Source organism: Limnohabitans sp. TEGF005, from assembly GCF_055394835.1.
The window spans coordinates 2,609,643-2,633,068 of sequence record NZ_AP029226.1 but is presented as its reverse complement, the minus strand read 5'-3'; the positions used below and the strand labels follow the sequence as shown (position 1 = coordinate 2,633,068).

Genomic DNA, 23,426 nt, shown 5'->3' with positions numbered 1-23,426 from the left:
GTTTGCTAGCGTAGTGCGAGCGCAAGCAGACTTCGGTCGCGCAGATGACCTTGCTTATTGAAGTTTGCGGTAAAGCGTCTGACGGCTGATGCCCAATTGGCGTGCTGCTGCTGAAACATTGCCTCGGGCATTTTCAAGTGCTTGCTGGATGGCCTTGATCGACAGTTCGTGCAGATTTTGTGCTGGCCCATCGGGGGTCTGTTGCTGGGTCTGATTTTGAATGTCTCGAATCAAATCGTCCGGCAAGTGAATCCAGCTGATCTGTGATTCATGAGGGTCCATCAAGGCGACGGCAGTGCGCAAGACATGGCTGAGTTGGCGCAGGTTGCCAGGCCAGTTGAACGACGCCATGGTCGTCATCACGTCGGGCGTGATGCTCAATCCTGCATCGGGTGCCAAATCTTGCAGGATGCGTTGCGTCAATGTTGCAAAGTCATTGCGTTCACGCAGGGCAGGCAGCTGCACCTGCAGTCCGTTGATGCGGTAGTACAGGTCGCTGCGGAACTGGCCCTTTTCAACAGCTTCACGCAAATTTTGATGCGTAGCGCAAATCAGATTGAAATCGACCGCAACGGGTGTGCCACAACCGAGTGGTGTGACCATCCGCTCTTGCAGCACCCGCAGCAAGCGCGTTTGCAGCGCGATGGGCATGTCCCCAATCTCATCCAGAAACAAGGTGCCGCCATGGGCCTCGCGCAGACGACCCGGAGCGCCTTGCCGAGAAGCTCCGGTGAACGCGCCACCCACATAACCAAACAACTCTGACTCGATCAGGTGTTCAGGTAGGGCCGCGCAATTCACGGCGACGAATGCTTTGTCCTTGCGGGCAGAACATTGGTGCACCGCTTGCGCAAACAGTTCTTTGCCGACCCCCGACTCGCCAAAGACCAGCAAAGGAATGTCTTTGTCGATGACCCGGCGGGCCTTGTCTGCAGACTGACGCCACAAGGGGTCTCCGCTGTCCAAGCGGTTCAGTGCGTCGCGTGCGGGTGCCGCACTGATGGTGATCTTTTGTTGCACCTGACTTTGGCTGTGCAGTTGGGCATGGATCGCGATGCCCTGTCGTGTGTGCAACAGACTTGGGCGACCACCGCTGCGGTGCTGCAAACCGAGCAGTCGCTCGAAGTCTTCGTCGAACAAGTGAGGCCAGCTGGTCGCACCCATGTCGGTGTGCTGAATTCCCAGCAAGTCCAGTGCTTTGCGGTTGGCCCCGACCAGCCAGCCATCCTCCGAAAAAGCCAGCATGCCTTGTGCGACAGTGCCTATGCCTTCTGCCCGTGTGTGCAGTTGAACCATGATTTGCTGGCGGCAGGCAGACAGGACCAAGCTGTTTTCGATCATGCGTGCAGCGGTTGACACGAGACTCAAGGTGTGGGGGTGGCGGCTGCGGTGATCGCCAGAAATGTCGAGGATGCCCATGAGCCTGCCTTGTGCCGACAAAATGGGCGCAGCCGCGCAGGTCAGAAAGCCATTGCGGTCCAGATAGTGTTCTGCGCCATTGATTTCCACTTCGTGTGTTTCGGCCAAAGCCGTGCCGATGGCGTTGGTGCCACGTTGGTTTTCGGCCCAAGAGGCACCGCATCGCAGAGCCACCCGATCGGCCTTGTTCAAAAAATCCAGATCGCCCAGTGTGTGCATCAAGACGCCTTGTGCGTCGGCCAGGATCACCATGCTGTGGCTTTGGCGCACTTGCTCGAACAGGTACTCCATCACCGGCTCTGAATGGCTGATCAGGTCATGGTTGAGCGTGCGGGCGCGTTGCAGGCTGCTGCCCGCCAAGTTGTCGTGACAGTCCAAACGGCCGATGGGCGACAGCCCTGCCGTCAGACTGCGGCTCCATGACCTGGCCACCAGTGCGCCAATCGCCGATGTAGGCGCTATGCCTTGCTCGACCAGTTGAAGTCGGGCCTGCCTGAGCTGCGGGGTGGGCAAGATCGCGTGAGGGCGCATGGTTTGTCTCCGGTGGCGAGTGGTCTCGCTTGTATTTGATCAGTCTAGGGTCTGGAACGTGTGCTGCAAGCCTTGTCCCCAACAGATGGCGTCAAGTGTCTCAATTTGTGACATGTGTTGCTGACGGCGGGCGTACGGCGGACAGTTGTTGGCGCTGTTTCCTGTCGGGATAACCCTTGAGTTGCTGCGGCCGATGGCCTGAGCAGGCCAGGAACTTGGTGGATACCCTCGGTTTATGAGTTTTGGCACTCGTCTTGCAAAGAAGTGCAGCGTGTGCCGGGTGCTTGCCCTGCACCGATGGTTCCCCACAAATCTCAAACTGGAGACACACATGATCTACGCAGCCCCCGGCGCCGCAGGCGCCAAAGTCCAATACAAAGCCCGCTATGACAACTTCATCGGTGGCAAATTTGTGGCCCCGGTCAAAGGCCAGTACTTTGACGTGATCACCCCCATCAGCGGCAAGGTCTATACCCAAGCCGCCCGTTCAGATGCCGCCGACATCGAGCTGGCGCTGGACGCCGCCCACGCTGCGGCAGACGCTTGGGGCAAGACCGATGCCGCCACCCGTGCCAACTTGCTGCTGAAAATTGCCGACCGCATTGAAGCCAATCTGGAAGTGTTGGCTTACGCCGAAACCGTGGACAACGGCAAAGCGATTCGCGAAACGCTCAACGCCGACATTCCACTGACGGTGGACCACTTCCGCTACTTCGCTGGCTGCCTGCGTGCGCAAGAAGGCGCACTGTCCAACATCGACGAAAACACCGTGGCCTATCACTTCCAGGAACCCCTGGGTGTGGTCGGTCAGATCATTCCTTGGAACTTCCCCATCTTGATGGCAGCCTGGAAATTGGCCCCCGCCATTGGTGCGGGCAACTGCGTGGTGCTCAAGCCCGCCGAGTCCACCCCCATCTCCATCATGATCATGGCGGAGCTGATCGCCGACTTGTTGCCCCCTGGTGTGCTCAACATCGTCAACGGTTTTGGCCGCGAAGCCGGCATGCCACTGGCCACCAGCAAGCGCATTGCCAAGATCGCCTTCACAGGTTCGACCTCCACAGGCCGTGTGATCGCCCAAGCCGCTGCCAACAACCTGATCCCCGCTACGTTGGAACTCGGCGGCAAGTCGCCCAACATCTTCTTTGCCGACATCATGGACAAGGACGATGGTTTCCTCGACAAAGCCATCGAAGGCTTGGTGTTGTTTGCCTTCAACCAAGGCGAGGTGTGCACCTGCCCATCGCGTGCCCTGATCCAAGAAAGCATCTATGACAAGTTCATGGAACGTGTCTTGAAGCGTGTGGCCGCCATCAAGCACCAAAACCCACTCGACACCGACAGCATGATGGGTGCGCAAGCTTCCAAAGAGCAGCTGACCAAAATCTTGTCTTACCTGGATCTGGGCAAGCAAGAAGGCGCTGAAGTGTTGGCTGGTGGCAACCAAGCCCATCTGGGTGGCGACCTCGAAGGTGGCTACTACGTGCAGCCCACCTTGTTCAAGGGCCACAACAAAATGCGCATCTTCCAAGAAGAAATCTTCGGCCCCGTGTTGGCCGTGACCACCTTCAAAGACGAAGCCGAAGCCTTGGCCATCGCCAACGACACGCTGTACGGTCTGGGCGCTGGCGTCTGGAGCCGCAATGGCAACGTCGCCTACCGCATGGGCCGCGCCATCAAGGCCGGTCGTGTGTGGACCAACTGCTACCACGCCTACCCCGCACACGCGGCATTCGGCGGCTACAAAGAGTCCGGCATTGGCCGCGAAACCCACAAAGTCATGCTCGACCACTACCAGCAGACCAAGAACCTCTTGGTCAGCTACAGCGAGAGCAAGCTGGGCTTTTTCTGATCGATTGAATCGGTCATCCTCACAGGGGCGGCGCAATCCGCCCCTTTTTGTCTTTGCTTGTCAGGAGATGAACATGGTTGAACGTGTGGTGGCCACGCCCGAAGCGCTGGCCCTGATCGCCGAACTCCAAGCCCAATATGGCGAGTTGATGTTTCACCAGTCGGGGGGCTGCTGTGACAACAGCGCCGCCAACTGTTATCTGCCCACCGACCTGACGATTGGCCCTTATGACGTGCAACTGGGCCATGTGGGCGGCGTGCCGTTTTACATCAGCAAATCCCAGTACGAGTACTGGAAACACACCCAGCTCATCCTGGATGTGATCGAAGGCTCGGGCGGCACCTTTTCACTCGAAGGCAACACCGGCAAGGCGTTTCACAGCCGATCACGCCTGTTCACCGACGAAGAGTGGGCCGAAATCGAGCCTCAGGTCTTGCGCGATCTGGCCTGACGGCGTCGCCGTGCAAATGCGTCAGATGCATGGCGCATCCATGGCGGACGTGCCTTGTAAGCCTGACATCAAGTCAAGTGGCCACAATGTGCGCCATCATTTGGGGTCAAAAATGTTGGAGCGTCTTGTTTACCGTTCAAAAGCCACCCACAAATTGGGCAGCTTGCATTTGTTCAATTTGCTGGTGCAGTGCCGCAAACGCAACCTGAGCTTGGGCATTACGGGGCATTTGCTCCACACCGAGGAAATCTTTGTTCAGTGCATCGAAGGCCCTTCTGGCTAGCTCGATGCTTTGTGGAAAAGCCTCCAGCGCGATGAGCGGCACCACAACGTAGAACTGTTGGCGCGAGGCCCCATCACCGATCGGGAGTTTTCAGATTGGGCCATGGCCTTTTCCTCCTATGCGCACTTCGATAAATACGATATTCCGGGTTTCTTCCCGGTGGATGCTCAAGGAATGTCCCGTGCGGCTGATCGTTGCGCACAGTGGGCAACTGACCAATTTTCAGATGAAAAGCTGAAACAACCATCTGAATAGACAAGTCCATTGACCGTGTGTGCCCATAGGCCTCAGCCTTCGATGCCATAATTCCCAAGATGTTTAGTTTGCAGTCCCTGCGCAACGCCCACCACCTCACCCGCTTCATGCTGGTCTGGTTTGCGTTGTTCATTGGGGTGGCAGCGGCCTCGCCGCTGGTTAACCCAGAGGGGGTGCAACTGGTGTGCACCACAGCGGGCAGCGTCAAGTTGGTTCAGGCCGCAGCCGACGGCCAAGATGGCACGGACAACACCCACGGCATGCATTGCCCTTTGTGCTTGCCGGTGGCTGCACCTCCAGTCGCAGCCACCCCAGTCACGGTGCATGCCGGGCTGTCTTTCGCGCTTCAATCCACAGAGCAGGCCCGCTTGGCCGCGCTCATTGGGCTGCCTTGGCAGGCCCGGGCGCCCCCCGTCATTTTCTGAATACGGCCCAAGGCTGATCGCTTGACACGGCTTGCCCGTACAGGCCATCCGCATGTTGGCTTGCTGCGGTGCCTGAGACGGTGCTGCCAAACCTTTCCCCCTGTCTGTTTTATTCACTGGAGTTCGCCATGAAACGCGTTTTTGTCTCTGCTGCCGTCCTGTTGTCGGCCCTGTTCGCTCAATCCCATGTTCAAGCCCAAGTCACTGTCAAAGACGCCTGGGTGCGTGCCACCGTGGCCCAGCAAAAAGCCACAGGTGCTTTCATGCAACTGCAGTCGGCGCAAGACGCCAAACTGATCTCGGCCCAGTCACCTGTAGCGGGTGTGGTCGAGGTGCACGAGATGGCCATGGACGGCGGCGTCATGAAAATGCGTGCGGTGCCCAGCTTGGCATTGCCCGCTGGCAAAGCCGTTGACCTCAAGCCCGGTGGTTATCACGTCATGCTGATGGACCTCAAGGGTCAAGTCAAAGACGGTGACACCGTGCCCGTGACCCTGGTGGTCGAGGGCAAGGATGGCAAGCGCCAGAACATCGAAATCAAGGCCTCTGCCCGCACCGCTGCCGCGCCCGCCATGAAGCAGGGCGACGGCCACATGCACAAGCATTGATCTCTTAACTTTTTCCTGACCCCTCCATGACCTGGACTTCTGCCCAACTGCGCAGGCTCAGCCTGTGGCTGCTGTGCGCGATGCTGCTGGCGGCTTTGGCCCCCACGGTCTCGCGTGCGCGGGCCTGGAGCCAGGGCAGCGCGGTGCCTTGGATGGCAGTGTGCACCACCGAGGGCGCACAGCAGACGGCGCTCAATCAGCAAGGCGATACACCGCGCGATGAACGTTCTGTGCCGGGCGCCGCCATGCTCGACCATTGCGCCTTGTGCGTGCTGGCCAGCGACCGTATGGCACCGCCGCCCAAGCCCTTGTCGTGGCAGGCATTGCCACAAGCGCCGCCCCTGTTGGCGCAGCTTCATCAACACATCCCTCAAGCCGTCCCGCACTGGACGGTCCACTCACGCGCTCCGCCTGCCCACGCCTGATGTCAGCCGTGGCAGGTCGGGCCCATGCCCGCCTGCTGTTTGCCAGGAGCCTGCTTTTCAGCGGGTGCTCTGGCCTATTCAGTCAGGAGCAGAGTGTGCAATTTTTAAATCAAATTCCGGTGGGTGAAGCCATCCATGTGAGCCGTGGCCAAAGCTTGTTGGCCGCTGGCGGTGTTGGTCCCGTATGGCGCGTGACCCAAGGTGTTTTCAAGCTGGAGCGCCAGGGCCAAGACGGCCAAATTCTGGTGCAACTGGCCCAAGCCGGTGACCTGATCGGCGTGGAGTCGCTGTGCGCCGAACCCTATGCCTTTACCGCGGTGGCCTTGGTGGCCGCGCAAACGCTGCCCCATGCGGTCAGCCAAGACTTGGACCGCTACACCACCATGACGCAGGGCTTCATGCAGCAGCAACGCCAGACCTGCGACATGCACCGTTTGCGAACGGGTTCCATCGTGCAGCGCCTGGCCTATTTGTTGACCGTGTTGGGCAAGCAGGCCGATGGCCGTGTGTTGGCTGTGCAGCGCAAAGAACTGCCCACGCTCAAAGAGATGGCCCGCGTGGTCGACTCCACCTTCGCGACCGTGTGCCGCGAACTCAACACCTTGCTGCCCGAGCGCAAACAGCCGCGAACACGCACGGCCAGTGTCTGGGCCACAGGGCCAGCTTTTGCCATGGCACTCTGAAAGACAACGATGCAGATGATGATGTTCAAGATCTGGCAGAGCGCCAGAAAATCCGGCTTTGGCCTGGGCTTCATGTGGGGTGGTTTGTTCATGGGCTGGGTGGCACTGACGTTGTTGGGCGCGGGCACGGCCCAGGCTCACGACTTTCGCCATGGTGAGCTGGTGATTGACCACCCCTACGCCACGCCCAGCCTGGCTGGCACCACCACGGGCGCGGTCTATTTCAAAGCCATTCGCAACCAAGGCCAAACGCCCGACCGCTTGCTGTCGGCCCGCACCGCTGTGGCCACTCGGGTCGAAATCCACCAAATGCAAATGGACGGCAACGTCATGCGCATGCGCCAGGTGCCAGCACTGGAGCTGCCCGCGCAAACCGAAGTGTCTTTGCGACACGGCGGCGCAGGCACGCACCACCTGATGCTGCTGGACATGGCCAAACCCCTCAAAGACGGTGACCGCTTCGATCTGGAGCTGGTCTTTGAAAAAGCGGGTGCCAAGCGCTTGAGCGTTGGGGTGCAAACGCCCCGTGCGGCACGCACTGAACACCCACACTGACATTCAGCGGCGCACCCCATCATCGATAGGCCCTTTTGGGGTGGTGATTTTTTCCACACGGTCGGCCAAACCGATCCCTTGATCAATCTTCGAATCATGAAAACAAAATTGACTATTTCTGGCCTTGCTTTGGCCATCATCGGCTTGCTCTCGAGCGCAGCCCCACTCCAAGCGGCCACCGACCGCAGCCAGGCTGTGGCCACCCCTGCCAAAGAGGCGCAGGGCATCGTGCAGGCCATGAAACTCCAATTTGACAAACCCCAATCACCGCTCAAAGTAGCCCCCGTGGTGGTAGAGGGTGACTGGGCCTTGGCGGGCTGGTTGCAAGACGCTCGCGGTGGCCGGGCACTGCTGCAAAAGCGCCACGGCCATTGGGTGATTGTGGTTTGTGGCGGCGATGGTTTGCGGCAGGCCGATGCACTGTTGCACACCGGCATGACCGCCGACATGGCCACTGCACTGGCGAAAAAGCTGAATGTGGCCGAAAGCCGACTGCCAGCAGACACCTTGAAGCAGTTTGCTTCTTTCGAGGGCATGTTGCGCGTGGACGGCGATGCGGGTCATGGCGCGGGCCATGGGGGGCAAGGTGCGCAAGGTGCGCAAGGTGCGCACCCCAAGCGTTGATTCAGCACCACTGAGTTCTAATCTTTATAGACAAGGACTGTAGGGGGCGACTGCTGCCATCGGTCAAAGACGTCGTCATTTAGATGAATTCCTTATTAAGAAATAGAAAAACAGTAGTTCGTGTTTTAACGGCTCACTCGCAGAATCCAATGCATCAACTTTTTGATGTGCATTTTTGGAGTGACCCTTATGAAAAACAAACAACGATTCGTTCACTTGGCGGCCTTATTGACGCTGGCGATCTCGGCCTTGTCGGCCCAAGCGCAGGCCCCCGTGAGTTTGCTCAATGTCTCGTATGACCCCACCCGTGAGCTGTACGTTGAATTCAACAAGGCTTTTGCCGCCCACTGGAAAGCCAAAACAGGGCAAGACCTGACCGTCAAGCAGTCGCACGGCGGCTCGGGCAAACAAGCCCGCTCCATCATCGATGGGCTCGATGCCGACATCGCCACATTGGCTTTGGCAGGCGATACCGATGCCTTGCACAAAAACGGCAACCTGATCCCCAAAGACTGGCAAAAACGCCTGCCGCACAACAGCTCGCCTTACACCTCGACCATCGTGCTGGTGGTGCGTGCGGGCAACCCCAAAGGCATCAAGGACTGGGACGACCTGGTCAAACCCGGCATCAGCGTGATCACGCCCAACCCCAAAACATCGGGCGGTGCGCGTTGGAATTACCTGGCCGCTTGGGAATTTGCCAAGCGCCAATACGGCAGCGAGGCCAAAGCCAAAGACTTTGTGGCCGCACTCTACAAAAACGTGCCCGTGCTTGACACTGGAGCGCGTGGCTCGTCCATCACCTTTGCCCAGCGTGCCCAAGGTGATGTGTTCATCAGTTGGGAAAACGAAGCCAACTTGCTGGAAAAAGAATTTGGCAACAAGATCGATGTGGTCTACCCCTCCATCAGCATCTTGGCCGAACCCGCTGTGACCGTGGTCGACAAAAACGTGGACCGCAAAGGGACACGCGCTGTGGCCCAGGCCTATCTGGAATACCTCTACACCGACGAAGGCCAAGACATTGCGGGCAAAAACTTCTACCGCCCGATCTCGCCCAAGGCCCAGGCCAAATACGCCAAACAGTTTCCCAAATTGAACCTGTTCACCATCGACCAGGCCTTTGGGGGTTGGGAAAAAGCCGACAAAGCTCACTTTGCAGACGGCGGCAGCTTCGATCAGATTTACACGAAGAAATAACGTCTTCTGTTCGTCTTAAGAGCTGTTTGCGTATAAGCAAAGCACTAAAGAATAGTTTGAGTTTTGTGAATGCGTCCGCAGAATCGCAGCTCGCGCAATGGATGGCCATGCTGCCAAAGAAGCTGCGCTGTAAATTTTGGAAACACTCCCATGAAAAAACTGACACACATCGCTTTGGCCGCCGTATGGGCTTTGTCTGCTGGGTCGGCCAGCGCCCAAACCTTGCTCAACGCCTCGTACGACGTGGCCCGCGAGTTCTACAAGGACTACAACGCGGCCTTTGTCGCGCATTACAAAAAGACCACGGGCAAAGACGTGAAGATCGACCAAGCGCACGGCGGCTCCAGTGCACAAGCGCGTGCTGTCAATGACGGTTTGGACGCTGATGTGGTCACCATGAATACCACCACCGATGTGGACTTTTTGGCCAGCACCGGTGTGGTGGCCAAGGACTGGAATAAGCGTTTCGCGAACAATGCGTCGCCAACCACTTCGACCATGCTGTTCCTCACCCGCAACGGCAACCCCAAAGGCATCAAGGATTGGGATGATTTGGTCAAGCCCGGCATCAAGGTGATCGTGGTCAACCCCAAAACTGGTGGCAATGGCCGCATGGCTTATTTGGCGGCTTGGGGCTATGTCAAGAAGAAGGGCGGCTCGGATGCCGATGCGGCCGAATTTGTGAGCAAGCTGTACAAAAACGTGCCCGTGTTGGCCAAGGGTGGGCGCGACGCGACCACCATCTTCTTGCAACGCAATATTGGCGATGTGCTGGTGACCTTCGAGTCTGAAGTGGTCTCGGTGGACAACGAATTTGGCGCGGGCAAGGTCGATGCGATTCACCCGTCCATCAGCATCGTGGCCGAAAACCCTGTGGCCGTGGTGGAGCGCACGGTGACCAAGAAAGGCACCGCTGATCTGGCCAAGGCGTACTTGAATTACCTGTATTCAGACGAAGCGCAAGAAATCGCGGCCAAGCACGCTTTGCGCCCACGCAACCCGGCCATCTTGAAAAAGTACGCCAACACCTTCAAGCCGATCCAGCTGTTCACTGTGCAGGAATTGTTTGGCTCTTTGTCCGAAGCGCAAAAAATCCATTTCAACGATGGCGGCCAGTTCGACAAGATCTACACCGTCAAATAAGTTTTCCCCATGACCGCATTGCCCATTGCGGCACCTGCCACCCGGCGGGCGCCAGCCAAAGTGTTGCCCGGGTTCAACCTGACCTTGGGGTTCACGATTTTTTACCTGAGCCTGATCGTGTTGATTCCCCTGTCGGCGCTCGTCTTCAAAACCTTCACCTTGAGCTGGGAGCAGTTTTGGGCTGCGGTGACCGGCCCTCGTGTGCTGGCGTCTTACCGCTTGACGTTTGGGGCGTCTTTGATCGCGGCGCTGGTCAATGTGGTGTTTGGTTTGTTGGTGGCTTGGGTGCTGGTGCGCTATGACTTCTTTGGCAAAAAGATCGTCGATGCCTTGGTCGATTTGCCCTTTGCCCTGCCCACTGCGGTCGCAGGCATCTCGCTCACGGCCTTGCTGGCAGGCAATGGCTGGGTGGGCCAATACTTGGAGCCCCTGGGCATTCAGTTGGCCTTTAACCCCAATGGCGTGGTGATCGCGCTGATCTTCATTGGTTTGCCTTTTGTGGTGCGCACGGTGCAGCCGGTGCTGGAAGACACCGAGAAAGAACTCGAAGAGGCCGCAACGTGTTTGGGCGCCACACGCTGGCAGACGTTCAGCAAGGTGATTTTTCCGTCGATTGCGCCCGCATTGCTCACCGGTTTTGCCATGGCGTTTGCGCGGGCCATTGGTGAATACGGCTCGGTCATTTTCATCGCGGGCAACATGCCCATGGTCTCTGAGATCACGCCGCTGATCATCATCGGCAAGCTGGAGCAATACGACTACGCCGGTGCAACCGCCGTGGCTTTGGTCATGTTGGGTTTTTCGTTTGTTTTGTTGTTGATCATCAATGCGCTGCAAACCTGGCAGCGTCGCCGCTCAGGAGCCACGTCATGAACCCAGCGGGCACTTCGCAAAAAGTCCAAGCGGGCACCACCGAGTCGCGCTGGATTCGCTACAGCCTGATCGGGCTGGCACTGACCTTCATGTTTTTGTTCTTGGTCTTGCCCTTGGCAGCGGTCTTTACCGAAGCCTTGCGCAAGGGTTTGGACGCCTACCTGGAGGCGCTCCAAGAGCCCGACGCTTGGTCGGCCATTGAGTTGACCTTGATCACCGCAGCCGTGGCGGTGCCGCTGAATCTGGTGTTTGGCGTGGCGGCGGCTTGGGCCATTGCCAAATACGAGTTCAAGGGCAAGTCGCTTTTGACCACCTTGGTCGATCTGCCATTTTCTGTGTCGCCCGTGGTGGCCGGTTTGATCTATGTCTTGATGTTTGGTGCACAGGGCTGGTTTGGCCCTTGGCTTCAGGCACATGACATAAAGATCATTTTTGCCGTGCCCGGCATCATCTTGGCCACGGTGTTTGTGACCTTTCCATTCATCGCCCGCGAGCTGATTCCGCTCATGCAAGCGCAAGGCAGTGACGAAGAGCAAGCCGCCATCGTCTTGGGGGCGAGCGGATGGCAAACGTTTTGGCACGTCACCTTGCCCAACATCAAATGGGGCCTGATCTACGGCGTGATTTTGTGCAACGCCCGCGCCATGGGTGAATTTGGCGCGGTGTCGGTGGTGTCTGGGCACATTCGGGGCCAGACCAACACCATGCCTTTGCATGTGGAAATTTTGTACAACGAATACCAGTCGGTGGCTGCGTTTGCCGTGGCGTCCTTACTGGCTTTGCTGGCCTTGGTCACGTTGGCCATCAAGTCGGTGATTGAGTGGCGGCACGAGCAAGAGCGCAAAGCGGCCGCTGACACGCCACCCGAACGCCCTTTGGCACAGACCCCTGACGTCCTAGTCTGAATTCGACGGAAAGCATTTGAACCATGAGCATCGAAATCCGCAACGTCCATAAACAATTTGGCGACTTCACGGCGCTGAACAACGTCAGCCTCGACATTGAATCGGGCGAACTTGTCGCGCTGCTGGGTCCTTCCGGCTGCGGCAAAACCACATTGCTGCGCATCATTGCCGGACTGGAAACGGCTGACAGCGGCACGATTGGCTTCAGTGGCGCCGACACGACTCACGTGCATGTGCGTGAACGACAAGTGGGCTTTGTGTTTCAGCACTACGCTTTGTTCCGCCACATGACTGTTTTTGAAAACGTGGCCTTTGGCCTGCGTGTCAAGCCGCGCAAAGAGCGCCCGAGTGAATCCGAAATCCAACGCAAAGTGCACGAGCTCTTGGGCTTGGTGCAACTCGACTGGCTGGCAGACCGTTACCCTTCGCAGTTGTCGGGCGGTCAACGGCAACGCATTGCGCTGGCCCGTGCGCTGGCAGTCGAACCCAAGGTGCTGCTGCTGGACGAGCCTTTTGGTGCACTGGACGCCAAGGTACGCAAAGAGCTGCGCCGCTGGCTGCGCCGCCTGCATGACGAGCTGCATGTGACCAGTATTTTTGTGACACACGACCAAGAAGAAGCGTTGGAAGTGGCCGACCGTGTGGTGCTCATGAACAAAGGCAATATCGAGCAAATCGGTTCGCCGCAAGACGTATGGGACCACCCGGCCAGCCCCTTTGTCTATGGCTTTTTGGGCGATGTGAACCTGTTCCATGGCCGGGCACACGAAGGTGAAATGCTCATTGGTGCAGACCAGCACGCGATCCGCCTGGACAGCCCAGAACACGGGCAAGTGCAAGACGCCAAAGCGTTTGCCTATGTGCGCCCACACGATCTGGATGTGACGCGGTACAAGACGGGCGAGGCCCACACCGGCATTGTGGCCAAGCTGACCCGTGCCATTGTGGTGGGGCCGGTAGCCCGCCTGGAGCTGGAGCCGGCAGAGGCCGGTATGTTTGGCAAGGACGCCATCATCGAGGCGCAGTTATCGGCTTCGCAGTTCCGACAGCAAGACTTCAAAGAAGGCGAGACATTGGTGCTGACGCCTCGCAAAGCGCGGGTGTTTGTAGAAGGGTGAATGCGGTGCCGATGCAGAACTATTCCGATGCCGAATTGACACGCTTGCTCCAAGATGCGGCCCAGCTGTTTGGCCTGCTGGCTGCCCCCATGCGCCTGCACATCATCAGCACACTATGTCACGGTGAAAAAAATGTAGGTCAGTTGCTGGATGCGGTCAAAACGACACAGCCGAACATGTCGCAACACTTGAATATGTTGTATCGCAAAGGCATATTGAACAAGCGACGCGATGGCGTTCAAATTTATTACGCCATTGCAGACTCGCAAATTGTCCAGATCTGCCAAGCCATGTGTGAGCGCTTGGAACCCCGGCTTTGAACGGTGCCAATTGGTGCAAAGTATTGGAAGCGTCTTGGGGTAAGCTTTGCAGACCACTTTTCAAGGAATTGCCATGAGCGACCCTTCCGCCTTCGGCTTTGGCCAATTTGTGCCGGGCTTTGATTTTTTGCAAAACCTCTCCAAAACCGCATCTCAGGCCCAGCCTGCTGCTGCGGGCGGTATACCGGGCATGGCCAGTTGGGTGGCGCCCACACTGAGCATCGAAGAAATCGACAAGCGGATTCAAGAGCTCAAGTCGGTGCTGTTTTGGTTGGAGCAAAACACCACGGCGCTCAAGGCCACCATCCAGGCCATGGAGGTGCAAAAAATGACCTTGACCACCTTGCAAAGCATGAATGTGAACATGGCTGATTTGGCCAAGGCGTTCACGGCCAAGCCTCCGGCAGCCGAGCCTGCACAGCCTTCACCCTCTAGTGCGACAGCCAACAATGCAGCGGCTGTCAAGTCTTCGCTTTTCACACCCAAAACAACCCCAGACGCGGTGGTCGAACCTGCGGCCGAAACACAGGCCGAACCGCAAGCGCCAGCAGATGCTTCGGCTGCCGAGCCTGCCAGCGATGCGGCCAAACCCGCTGTAGATCCGATGCAGTGGTGGGGTGCTTTGACACAGCAGTTTCAGGGCATTGCCGCTGCGGCCTTGAAAGACGTGGCGGGCGAGGCCATGAAAGCCGGAATGGCTGCCAAGGCCGCTAAACCGGCGAAAGCCCCGGCTGGCCGCAAAGCAGCGGTAAAAACCGCCAAAGCCCCGGCTGCTCCGTCGCGGGCCAAGCCGCAAAGCAAAGCTGTTGCTGGCGCAGCCCAGCCCGCTGCCGCACGCAAGAGCGCCAGCGCAGTGCCGGCCAAAACCGTGCGCCCAAAGGCCAAGCCCACGCCGCGCCAATCCGCTGCGAAGTAAGGCGGCCATGAAGCTGTTTCCCTACGGCCACGCCACCCATCCGCAGTGGCGGATGGCCGCAGGCTTGGTGCTGGCCCAATTGCGCGCCCAAATGGGTTTGTCCGATTCCGCGAGCGGACCCCGCTTGGCGTTGCTGTACATCACCGACCACTATGCCGCTCAGGCGCAGGCCATTCTTGACCATTTGCGCCAAGAGTTACCCGCCGTGACCGATTGGGTTGGCACTGTTGGCGTGGGGCTGGTGGTCAACAACGCAGAGTATTTTGATGAGCCGGCCCTCGCGGTCATGCTGTGTGATGTGCCGCCTGAGCACTACCGCGTGTTCTCGGGCCTGTCGCCGCTGCCTGCCAGTGGGTTTGCCGATGTGGCCTTGGTGCATGCCGATCCCGCTACACCCGAACTCCCTGAGCTGATTCAGGAGATGTCAGGGCGCACCCTGCAGGGTTATTTGTTTGGCGGCTTGACCTCCAGCCGCACCCGCAGCGTGCAGTTTGCCGTCAATGCGGGGCAGAGCCTGGCCGATGGTGGCGTGCTGGAGGGCGGCCTGAGCGGTGTGGCTTTTGCGCCTGAGGTGGGTTTGCTGTCCCGTGTGACCCAAGGTTGCCAGCCCGTTTCGCTGGAGCGTGAGATCACCGAGTCCGATCGGCATTTGGTGCTCAAGCTCAATGGCGAACCGGCGCTGGATGTGATGTTGGCCGATCTGGGCATTTCCATGGGCGATCCGCAAAAGGCCATTCCGGTGGTGCGGTCCACCCTGGTGGGTTTGAGCCCCAGTGGTCAAAGTGGCGTGGGCCGCACAGGCCATTTGGGCAGCGATGTTCGGGTGCGTCACATTGTGGGCCTTGACCCGTCGCGACAGGGTGTTGCGGTGGCCGAAAACCTGGAGCCTGGCATGCGCTTGGCCTTTTGCCGCCGCGATGTGCAGGCCGCCCGGGCTGATCTGGTGCGCGTGTGCGCCGAAATTCGTGAAGCGCTGGAGCCCGACATGCTGTCCATCGAAGCCATCAACGCTTTGAGCGATGACCCTGTGGCGAGCTTGCCTCAAAAGGGCCGGCGCATGGCGGGCGCGCTGTACGTCAGCTGCACCGGCCGTGGGGGGCCCCACTTTGGCGGCCCCAGCGCCGAGATGCAAATCATTCGCCATGCATTGGGCGATGTGCCCTTGGTGGGGTTTTTTGCCGCTGGCGAGATCGCCCGCAACCAGTTGTACGGCTACACCGGCGTGTTGACGGTGTTCACGACCGATTGAGTGCCAGTTTTTCGCACAGGCCATGCAATGAAATGGCCTGGATGTCTGCGCCAAGCGGGTAGGTTTCTTGTCCCGGATAGACCACCCATTTCTGGCTGGGTTTCAGGTCATCGCAGGCGCTGTGAAAACCACGCTCCACTTTGGGGGCGCTGCTGCGTTTGATCTCGATGGCCCAGAGCTCACCATCTGGCCAGGCCAGCAGCAAATCAATTTCGGCACCGCCACTGGTTCGGTAAAAGTAGCCGGTTACGCCAGCGGGCACGCAGGCCAAAAGGGTTTCAATGCAATACCCTTCCCAACTGGCCCCGACCACCATGTGCGAGAGCAGGCTTTCTCTGGATTCGATGTTCAGCAGCGCATGCACCAGACCGCTGTCACGCACATAGACCTTGGGGGCCTTGACCAAGCGCTTGCCGGTGTTGGTGTGCCAGGGGGCCAGCCTGCGCACCAGCAGCAAGTCACACAAGAGGTCGATGTAGCTTTGTGCGGTTTTGACATCCACGCCCAAATTGCGTGCCAGTTGGGCTACGTTGAGCATGCCGCCCTGGTGGTGGGCCAGCATGGTCCAGAAGCGTCGCAGTGTCTCTGCGGCGATGCGGGGGCCAAATTGCGGAATGTCCCGCTCCAGATAGGTGCGGATGAAGTTTTCACGCCAGCGCAGGCTGCGGGCATCGGTGGGTGCGTTCAGGCTTTGCGGAAAACCACCTCTGAGCCACAACGCATCCTCACTGCTTTGCCCTGTTTCCAGAACGTTCAAGGGACCCAGTTCCAGATAGGCGATGCGACCCGCCAGCGTTTCGCCAGATTGATGCAGCACATCCAGACTGGCGGACCCCAGCAACAAATATTGCCCGGACGCATGCCCCAAGCGCCTGGCTTGGTCAATCAGGCCGCGCAGGACGAGAAACAAACCCGGTGCCCGGTGGACTTCGTCCAAGATGACCAGTTTGTCCAGGTGGCTTTCCAGATACAACTCGGCCTGGGCCAGCTTGCCGCGATCCCGGTCTGATTCCAGGTCGAGATAGACATGCGGGATGTTGCGCGCCACTTCCAGTGCCAGCGTGGTTTTGCCCACCTGCCGTGGGCCAAGCAAGGCCACGGCCGGTGAAAACTGGAGTTCTTCTCCCAGTAAAGATTGCAAATGGCGTTTAAACATCCTTGCAATTATGGATGCTCATTCCATGATTTGCAAGGATAAATGTCTTATACCCCGCGCGCCCGATCTGTCTTGAACTGCGCCCGGAACGCGCTGAACTTGCCCGCGTCCAGTGACTCGCGCACTTCGCGCATCAGATTCAGGTAGTAGTGCAGGTTGTGGATGGTGGTCAGCATGGGGCCGAGCATTTCGCCGCAGCGGTCCAGATGGTGCAGATACGCGCGGCTAAAACCATCGCGGCCGCCTTGGTCCCACGACACGCCGCCACTGCCGGAGTGTGATCCTGTAGGGCTGCCCGCGCAGGCATAGCAGGTGCAAGTCGTGTCCAACGGTTGTGGGTCTGTTTTGTGGCGGGCGTTGCGCAGTTTCAGATCGCCAAAGCGGGTGAACACCGTGCCATTGCGAGCGTTGCGGGTGGGCATCACACAGTCGAACATGTCCACGCCATCGGCCACGCCTTGCACCAAATCCTCGGGCGTGCCCACGCCCATCAGGTAGCGTGGTTTGTTGGCGGGCAGGCGGTGGGGTGTGTGCGCCATGATTTGCAGCATCAGGTCTTTGGGCTCGCCCACGCTCACGCCGCCCACGGCATAACCGGGGAAGTCCATCTCGACCAGCGCGTCCAGTGATTCCTGACGCAGGTTTTCAAACATGCCGCCTTGCACGATGCCAAACAACGCGTTGGGGTTTTCCAGCCGCGCAAATTCGTCTTGGCTGCGCACAGCCCATCGGCGGCTCATCTCCATCGACTTGCGGGCTTCGGCTTCGGTGGTCAGGTGCCCCTTGGTCTCGTAAGGCGTGCACTCGTCGAGTTGCATCACGATGTCTGAATTCAAGGTGGTCTGAATCTGCATGCTGACCTCGGGCGACATGAACAGCTTGTCGCCGTTCACAGGCGATGCAAAGGTCACGCCTTCTTCGGTGATCTTGCGCATGTCGCCCAGCGACCACACCTGAAAACCACCCGAGTCGGTCAGGATGGGTTTGTTCCATTTTTCAAATTTGTGCAGTCCGCCAAAGCTTTCCATGATGTCCCGTCCGGGGCGCATCCACAGGTGAAAGGTGTTGCCCAGAATGATCTGTGCGCCCATTTCTTCCAGGCTGCGTGGCATCACGCCTTTGACCGTGCCGTAGGTTCCCACTGGCATGAAGATGGGCGTTTGCACCACGCCATGGTTCAGGGTCAGCGTGCCGCGGCGGGCGTGGCTGGAAGGGTCGGTTTTGAGCAGGTCGAATTTGAGCATGGCAGGGATTGTAGGAGGGCAGCTTGGACTTCAGCGCGGTGGAGTGCGCGTCAGCAGCATCGCATCGCCATAGCTGAAGAAGCGGTATTGGTGCGCGATCGCGTGTCGGTACAAACCCATGATGTGTTCGTACCCCGCAAAGGCGCTGACCAGCATCATCAGTGTGCTTTTGGGCAGGTGGAAGTTGGTCACCAGCCGGTCCACCACTTTGAAATCAAACCCCGGCGTGATGAAAATCTGCGTGTCGCCGCTGGCTTGGCCAAATTTCGCCCAGGATTCGAGGGTGCGCACGGTGGTCGTGCCCACGGCCACTACTTGGCCGCCCCGTGCTTTGCAAGCGGCAATGGCTTGTTGCGTCGCTGCGGGCACCTCGTACCACTCGCGGTGCATGGTGTGGTCGGCGATGTTCTCGGTTTTGACGGGTTGGAATGTGCCCGCACCCACATGCAAGGTCACGCTGGCGCGTTGCACGCCGCGTACCTCCAGCTGGGCCAACAGGGCCTCGTCAAAATGCAAGGCAGCCGTAGGCGCGGCCACCGCACCGGGTGCTCGCGCAAATACGGTTTGGTAACGCTGGGCGTCTTCTTCTGAATCGGTGTGGGTGCTCGCGCCCGAAGGGCGCTCAATATAGGGCGGCAGTGGCACCACGCCGTGCTTTTCCATCAGGGCATGCGGTTCGTCGCTCAGCTGCAGGTGAAACAGCTGGCCGTTTTCATCAGGCCAGCGGCCCAGCAGCACGGCATCAAAGCCGCCGTTGCGGGCACCGCCCATCATGAACATCTTGCCGCCCGGCAGCGGCTTTTTGCTGACCTTCATGTGCGCCACCACTTGGTTGCCTGGCAGTACGCGTTCGATCAGCAGCTCCAGTTTGCCACCCGAGGCCTTCTCGCCAAAAATGCGCGCCTTGATCACCTTGGTGTCGTTGAAGACCAGCAGGTCGCCCGCGTTCAGCAGGCTGGGCAGTTCATGAAAAATGCGGTCCACCACCGTGGGCAAAGAACCATCGAGCAACCGCGAACCGCTGCGCTCGGCGGCGGGGTGTTGGGCAATCAGTTCGGGGGGAAGCTCAAAGTCGAAATCGCTGAGCGTGAAGGGGCGGGGAGCTGGGGTGACTGAGGAAGAGGACATGGCGCAGGGCTGGACAGGCCCGAACAAATGGAAAGGCAGGATTTTGCCCGAAGGATAAGTTTGCTTTGAAGGCTACTGGCCAGGGACTCTCACGGCACAATCAGCAGATGCCCTCCGCGCCTACTCACACGCCCGCCAAAACGCTCAGCGCTCCCCAAAAGGCGCTGATCAAGCTTGGGCTCAAGCGCGATATCGACTTGGCGCTGCACTTGCCGCTGCGCTACGAGGACGAGACCCGCATCGTCAAATTGCGCGATGCGCGCGAGGGTGATACCGCGCAGATCGAGGCCACGGTCACGGCTTGCGAGATCACGATGCGCCCGCGCCGCCAGTTGCTGGTGACGGTGGACGATGGTTCGGACACCTGTGTGATGCGGTTTTTCAGTTTTTACCCTTCGCACCAGAAAGCGCTGGCGGTGGGCAACCGCATCCGGGCGCGGGGCGAGGTCAAGGGCGGTTTCATGGGTCTGACCATGATGCACCCCACGTTCAAGGCGGCGGGCGGTAACTTGGCCGAAGCGCTGACGCCGGTGTATTCCACCGTCGCCGGGCTGGCCCAGGCCTATTTGCGCCGGGCGGTCATCACGGGCCTGAACCATGCCGATCTGAGCGAAACCTTGCCCCAAGGCATTCCATGGCCAGACCCGCGTGGGGCCTGGTCTCTGCGCGATGCGCTGCGGTTTTTGCACCACCCCACGCCCGATGTGTCGCTGGCCGCGCTGGAAGACCGCAGCCACCCGGCCTGGATTCGCCTCAAATGCGAGGAGTTGCTGGCGCAGCAGTTGTCGCAATTGACGGCTAAGCGCGAGCGCGATTTGTTGCGGGCCCCGGCATTGAGGCTGAAACCCGATGGCCTGTACGGCCAGTTGCTCAAGGCCTTGCCGTTTGGCCTGACGAATGCCCAGCAGCGTGTGGGCCAGGAGATTGCGCAAAATTTGGCCCGCCATGTGCCGATGCACCGCTTGCTACAAGGCGATGTGGGCGCGGGCAAAACCGTGGTGGCGGCCTTGGCGGCCATGGTGGCGGTGGATGCGGGCTGGCAATGCGCCCTGATGGCACCCACCGAAATTCTGGCGACCCAGCACTTCGCCAAGCTGGTCGGCTGGTTGGAGCCATTGGGCGTGAAAGTGGCTTGGTTGATTGGCAGCCAAAAAAAGAAAGAACGTGCCGCCATGCTGGCGCTGATCGAGTCGGGCGAGGCCGCACTGGTGGTGGGCACGCACGCGGTGATTCAGGACCACGTCAAGTTCAAAAATCTGGCACTGGCCGTGATCGATGAGCAGCACCGGTTTGGGGTGGCGCAGCGCCTGGCTCTGCGCGGCAAGATGCAGGCCGATGGCATGGAGCCGCACATGCTGATGATGACGGCCACGCCGATTCCGCGCACGCTGGCCATGAGCTATTACGCCGATCTGGACGTGTCGGTGATCGATGAGTTGCCCCCTGGACGCACCCCCATCGTGACCCGCGTGGTGTCAGACCACCGCCGCCACGAGGTGGTTGAGCGCATTGGTGCGCAGTTACACGAAGGGCGGCAGGTGTATTGGGTCTGCCCTTTGATCGAAGAAAGCGAAGCGCTGGACTTGACCAATGCCACACAAACCCACGCTGATTTGACTGAGGCCTTGCCGGGCGTGATGGTGGGCTTGCTGCATTCGCGCATGCCCGTGGCCGAAAAGAAGGCGGTGATGGATTTGTTTACCGCAGGCCAGATGGGCGTGCTGGTCAGCACCACGGTGATCGAGGTGGGGGTGGACGTGCCCAATGCCTCGCTGATGGTGATCGAGCATGCCGAGCGCTTTGGCCTAAGCCAATTGCACCAACTGCGTGGCCGGGTGGGCCGGGGTGCGGCGGCCTCGGCCTGTGTGCTCTTGTATGGCACACCCGAGGGCGGGCGTTTGAGCGAAACCGCACGCGAGCGGCTGCGTGCCATGGTCGAGACGAACGACGGGTTTGAAATTGCGCGGCGCGATCTGGAGATTCGCGGGCCGGGCGAGTTCTTGGGGGCACGCCAGTCGGGTGCGCCCTTGCTGCGTTTTGCCGATCTGGAGACCGATGGGCATTTGCTGGACTGGGCGCGTGCGTTGGCTCCGCAGATGCTGGACCGGCACCCGCATTTAGCCGAGCGGCACATTGGCCGTTGGTTGGGCGGAAAATCCGAGTATCTAAAGGCTTGATGTTCAAATACCCTTCATGACCCTGACCGAACTCAAATACATCGTGGCCGTGGCTCGAGAAAAGCATTTTGGCAAGGCCGCCGAGGCCTGCTTTGTGTCGCAGCCGACCTTGTCACTGGCCATCAAGAAGTTGGAAGAAGAGCTGGAGGTCAAGCTGTTCGAACGCAGCGCCAGCGAGGTGTCCGTGACCCCGCTGGGCGAAGAAATCGTGCGCCAGGCCCAAAGCGTGTTGGAGCAAGCCGCTGAAATCAAGGAAATCGCCAAGCGCGGCAAAGACCCTTTGGCCGGCACCATGCGCTTGGGGGTGATTTACACCATCGGGCCTTATTTGCTGCCCGATCTGGTGCGCCAGATCATCACCGACATGCCGCAAATGCCCTTGATGCTGCAAGAAAACTTCACTGTGCGTTTGCTGGAAATGCTGCGCACCGGCGAGCTCGATTGCGCAATTTTGGCCGAGCCGTTTCCCGAGTCGGGTCTGGCGGTCGCCCCCTTGTACGACGAGACCTTCATGGCGGCTTTGCCGCTCAACCATCCCTTGGCCGCAGAAGCCTTTATCACGCCCGAGCAGCTGAAAAACGAGACCATGCTGTTGCTGGGTGCGGGGCATTGCTTTCGCGACCATGTGCTGGAGGTGTGCCCCGAATTCGCGCGTTATGCGAGCCAGACCGACGGCATCCGCAAGACCTTTGAGGGCTCGTCGCTGGAAACCATCAAGCACATGGTGGCTGCCGGCATGGGCGTGACTTTGGTGCCGCGCCTGTCGGTGCCCGAGCTCAAGCCGGTGCACAAGCGTTCGGGCGGATGGCACGATTCGCCTGTGCGCTACCTGCCCATCGTGGACCCTGCGGGCGGCAAGCCACCCACGCGCCGCGTGGTGTTGGCATGGCGTCGCAGCTACACCCGCTACGAGGCGATAGCCGCCGTGCGCAACGCCATCTATGCTTGCCCATTGCCGGGTGTGACGCGCTTGTCTTGAGGCCCCGCATGACCGACAAACTCAAGCTTTATCTGGACTTGATCCGCTGGAACCGTCCTGCGGGTTGGCTGCTCTTGCTGTGGCCTTCCTTGGCCGCGTTGTGGGTGGCCGCAGGCGGCTTTCCGGGCTGGCATCTGATCGCGGTGTTTACTTTGGGCACGATCCTCATGCGCAGCGCGGGCTGCTGCCTGAACGACGTGGCCGACCGTGACTTTGACAAACACGTCAAACGCACCGCCAACCGCCCGGTGACGAGCGGGCGCATCGGCACGAAAGAGGCCTTGTGGGTGGGGGCCGTGCTGGCGCTGTGTGCGTTTGGTTTGGTGCTGACGACGAACACGGCTGCCATCCAGTGGTCGTTTGCCGCTTTGGCGGTGACGCTGATTTACCCCTACGCCAAGCGTTATGTGTCCATGCCGCAAGCGGTGTTGGGCGTGGCGTTCAGCTTCGGCATTCCGATGGCGTTTGCCGCAGTGCAGAGCGATGTGCCTTTGCTGGCTTGGGGTTTGTTGCTGGGCAACTTGTTTTGGGTGCTGGCCTATGACACGGAATACGCCATGGTCGATCGTGATGACGACCTCAAAATCGGCATGAAAACCTCAGCCATCACCCTGGGTGACCGCGATGTGCCCGCCATCATGGGCTTTTATGGGGCGTATTTGTTGATCTGGGCGTGGCTGCTGAACGCCCCGCAGCAAGGCGCGTGGTTCTGGCTGGCTTGGGTTGCTTCTGCCGCACAGGTGGTTTGGCACTATTTCTTGATCCGCCACCGTGAACGTGAGGGCTGTTTCAAGGCCTTTCGACAGAACCACTGGCTCGGGTTCAGCGTGTTTGTGGGCGTGGTGCTTTCTTATGGCGTTGCCTGACGGCCTTTGGCGGGCATCAGGCGCTAGGTCAAGTTCAGACT

24 protein-coding genes and 1 pseudogene are annotated in these 23,426 nt (G+C 59.4%); 21 read left to right on the top strand and 4 right to left on the bottom strand.

Features of this window, described 5'->3' with window-relative positions; all coding sequences use genetic code 11:
* Positions 1-54: 54 nt before the first annotated feature.
* Positions 55-1,950: a sigma-54-dependent Fis family transcriptional regulator gene (locus ACZ5RG_RS13015; RefSeq protein ID WP_464447282.1), complete on the bottom strand. Its 1,896-nt coding sequence runs from the start codon at positions 1,948-1,950 to the stop codon at positions 55-57.
* A 331-nt stretch (positions 1,951-2,281) separates the two neighbouring features.
* Here ACZ5RG_RS13015 and adh point away from each other — a divergent pair, with 331 nt between their 5' ends.
* The 18 genes and pseudogenes from adh to ACZ5RG_RS12925 all read left to right on the top strand — a co-directional run bounded on the left by adh (position 2,282) and on the right by ACZ5RG_RS12925 (position 15,835).
* Positions 2,282-3,802 carry an aldehyde dehydrogenase gene (gene adh / locus ACZ5RG_RS13010; protein ID WP_464447281.1) on the top strand — a complete coding sequence of 507 codons (1,521 nt, stop codon included), beginning with the start codon at positions 2,282-2,284 and terminating at the stop codon, positions 3,800-3,802.
* Between the two features lie 73 nt (positions 3,803-3,875).
* Entirely contained in the window at positions 3,876-4,253 is a 378-nt protein-coding gene (locus ACZ5RG_RS13005; RefSeq protein WP_026036514.1) for a DUF779 domain-containing protein, read from the top strand.
* A gap of 16 nt (positions 4,254-4,269) precedes the next feature.
* Positions 4,270-4,632 (top strand): annotated as a pseudogene (locus tag ACZ5RG_RS13000) (BLUF domain-containing protein); the annotation flags it as partial.
* A 6-nt stretch (positions 4,633-4,638) separates the two neighbouring features.
* Positions 4,639-4,791: a hypothetical protein gene (locus ACZ5RG_RS12995; RefSeq protein WP_464448225.1), complete on the top strand. Its 153-nt coding sequence runs from the start codon at positions 4,639-4,641 to the stop codon at positions 4,789-4,791.
* 59 nt (positions 4,792-4,850) lie between these two features.
* Positions 4,851-5,216, top strand: coding sequence for a DUF2946 family protein (locus ACZ5RG_RS12990; RefSeq protein WP_464447280.1), 366 nt, complete (start codon positions 4,851-4,853; stop codon positions 5,214-5,216).
* Between the two features lie 128 nt (positions 5,217-5,344).
* Positions 5,345-5,824 carry a copper chaperone PCu(A)C gene (locus tag ACZ5RG_RS12985; RefSeq protein ID WP_298598807.1) on the top strand — a complete coding sequence of 160 codons (480 nt, stop codon included), beginning with the start codon at positions 5,345-5,347 and terminating at the stop codon, positions 5,822-5,824.
* Positions 5,825-5,850: 26 nt separating this feature from the next.
* Entirely contained in the window at positions 5,851-6,249 is a 399-nt protein-coding gene (locus ACZ5RG_RS12980; protein WP_464447279.1) for a DUF2946 family protein, read from the top strand.
* 95 nt (positions 6,250-6,344) lie between these two features.
* On the top strand, positions 6,345-6,932 hold the full coding sequence (locus tag ACZ5RG_RS12975; protein ID WP_464447278.1) for a Crp/Fnr family transcriptional regulator: 588 nt from the start codon (positions 6,345-6,347) through the stop codon (positions 6,930-6,932).
* A gap of 9 nt (positions 6,933-6,941) precedes the next feature.
* Positions 6,942-7,487: a copper chaperone PCu(A)C gene (locus tag ACZ5RG_RS12970; RefSeq protein WP_464447277.1), complete on the top strand. Its 546-nt coding sequence runs from the start codon at positions 6,942-6,944 to the stop codon at positions 7,485-7,487.
* Positions 7,488-7,583: 96 nt separating this feature from the next.
* Complete coding sequence (locus ACZ5RG_RS12965) at positions 7,584-8,111, top strand: copper uptake system-associated protein (protein ID WP_464447276.1); 528 nt, start codon at positions 7,584-7,586, stop codon at positions 8,109-8,111.
* Between the two features lie 189 nt (positions 8,112-8,300).
* Positions 8,301-9,311, top strand: a complete 1,011-nt coding sequence (locus tag ACZ5RG_RS12960) for a sulfate ABC transporter substrate-binding protein (protein WP_464447275.1) — start codon at positions 8,301-8,303, stop codon at positions 9,309-9,311.
* 150 nt (positions 9,312-9,461) lie between these two features.
* Positions 9,462-10,454, top strand: coding sequence for a sulfate ABC transporter substrate-binding protein (locus ACZ5RG_RS12955; protein ID WP_464447274.1), 993 nt, complete (start codon positions 9,462-9,464; stop codon positions 10,452-10,454).
* Between the two features lie 9 nt (positions 10,455-10,463).
* Positions 10,464-11,327, top strand: coding sequence for a sulfate ABC transporter permease subunit CysT (gene cysT, locus ACZ5RG_RS12950; RefSeq protein WP_464447273.1), 864 nt, complete (start codon positions 10,464-10,466; stop codon positions 11,325-11,327).
* On the top strand, positions 11,324-12,232 hold the full coding sequence (gene cysW, locus ACZ5RG_RS12945) for a sulfate ABC transporter permease subunit CysW (protein ID WP_464447272.1): 909 nt from the start codon (positions 11,324-11,326) through the stop codon (positions 12,230-12,232). The genes cysT and cysW overlap by 4 nt, the downstream gene beginning before the upstream one ends.
* Before the next feature lie 23 nt (positions 12,233-12,255).
* Positions 12,256-13,350, top strand: a complete 1,095-nt coding sequence (locus ACZ5RG_RS12940) for a sulfate/molybdate ABC transporter ATP-binding protein (protein WP_464447271.1) — start codon at positions 12,256-12,258, stop codon at positions 13,348-13,350.
* Between the two features lie 11 nt (positions 13,351-13,361).
* Positions 13,362-13,670 carry an ArsR/SmtB family transcription factor gene (locus ACZ5RG_RS12935; RefSeq protein WP_464447270.1) on the top strand — a complete coding sequence of 103 codons (309 nt, stop codon included), beginning with the start codon at positions 13,362-13,364 and terminating at the stop codon, positions 13,668-13,670.
* A 73-nt stretch (positions 13,671-13,743) separates the two neighbouring features.
* Positions 13,744-14,586 carry a PhaM family polyhydroxyalkanoate granule multifunctional regulatory protein gene (locus tag ACZ5RG_RS12930; protein WP_464447269.1) on the top strand — a complete coding sequence of 281 codons (843 nt, stop codon included), beginning with the start codon at positions 13,744-13,746 and terminating at the stop codon, positions 14,584-14,586.
* A 7-nt stretch (positions 14,587-14,593) separates the two neighbouring features.
* A complete protein-coding gene (locus ACZ5RG_RS12925; protein ID WP_464447268.1) occupies positions 14,594-15,835 on the top strand; it encodes an FIST signal transduction protein in 1,242 nt (413 codons plus the stop codon).
* Here ACZ5RG_RS12925 and ACZ5RG_RS12920 read toward each other — a convergent pair.
* Genes ACZ5RG_RS12920 through queA form a run of 3 tightly spaced genes read right to left on the bottom strand, consistent with a single transcriptional unit; the run spans position 15,822 to position 19,363 of the window.
* Positions 15,822-16,991 carry an ATP-binding protein gene (locus ACZ5RG_RS12920; protein WP_298598787.1) on the bottom strand — a complete coding sequence of 390 codons (1,170 nt, stop codon included), beginning with the start codon at positions 16,989-16,991 and terminating at the stop codon, positions 15,822-15,824. The genes ACZ5RG_RS12925 and ACZ5RG_RS12920 overlap by 14 nt on opposite strands.
* Positions 16,992-17,038: 47 nt before the next feature.
* Complete coding sequence (tgt, locus tag ACZ5RG_RS12915) at positions 17,039-18,235, bottom strand: tRNA guanosine(34) transglycosylase Tgt (RefSeq protein ID WP_464447267.1); 1,197 nt, start codon at positions 18,233-18,235, stop codon at positions 17,039-17,041.
* A 30-nt stretch (positions 18,236-18,265) separates the two neighbouring features.
* Positions 18,266-19,363, bottom strand: coding sequence for a tRNA preQ1(34) S-adenosylmethionine ribosyltransferase-isomerase QueA (gene queA, locus ACZ5RG_RS12910; protein ID WP_464447266.1), 1,098 nt, complete (start codon positions 19,361-19,363; stop codon positions 18,266-18,268).
* Positions 19,364-19,470: 107 nt separating this feature from the next.
* Between queA and recG the strand changes: the two genes are divergently transcribed.
* From recG to ubiA, 3 genes are read left to right on the top strand one after another with little or no spacing between them, the layout of a single operon-like run.
* Positions 19,471-21,540 (top strand): ATP-dependent DNA helicase RecG, encoded by a 2,070-nt coding sequence (recG, locus tag ACZ5RG_RS12905; protein WP_298597667.1) that lies wholly within the window; start codon positions 19,471-19,473, stop codon positions 21,538-21,540.
* A gap of 16 nt (positions 21,541-21,556) precedes the next feature.
* A complete protein-coding gene (locus tag ACZ5RG_RS12900; RefSeq protein ID WP_315237392.1) occupies positions 21,557-22,519 on the top strand; it encodes a LysR substrate-binding domain-containing protein in 963 nt (320 codons plus the stop codon).
* Positions 22,520-22,527: 8 nt separating this feature from the next.
* A complete protein-coding gene (gene ubiA, locus ACZ5RG_RS12895) occupies positions 22,528-23,385 on the top strand; it encodes a 4-hydroxybenzoate octaprenyltransferase (RefSeq protein WP_298597673.1) in 858 nt (285 codons plus the stop codon).
* Positions 23,386-23,426 lie beyond the last annotated feature (41 nt).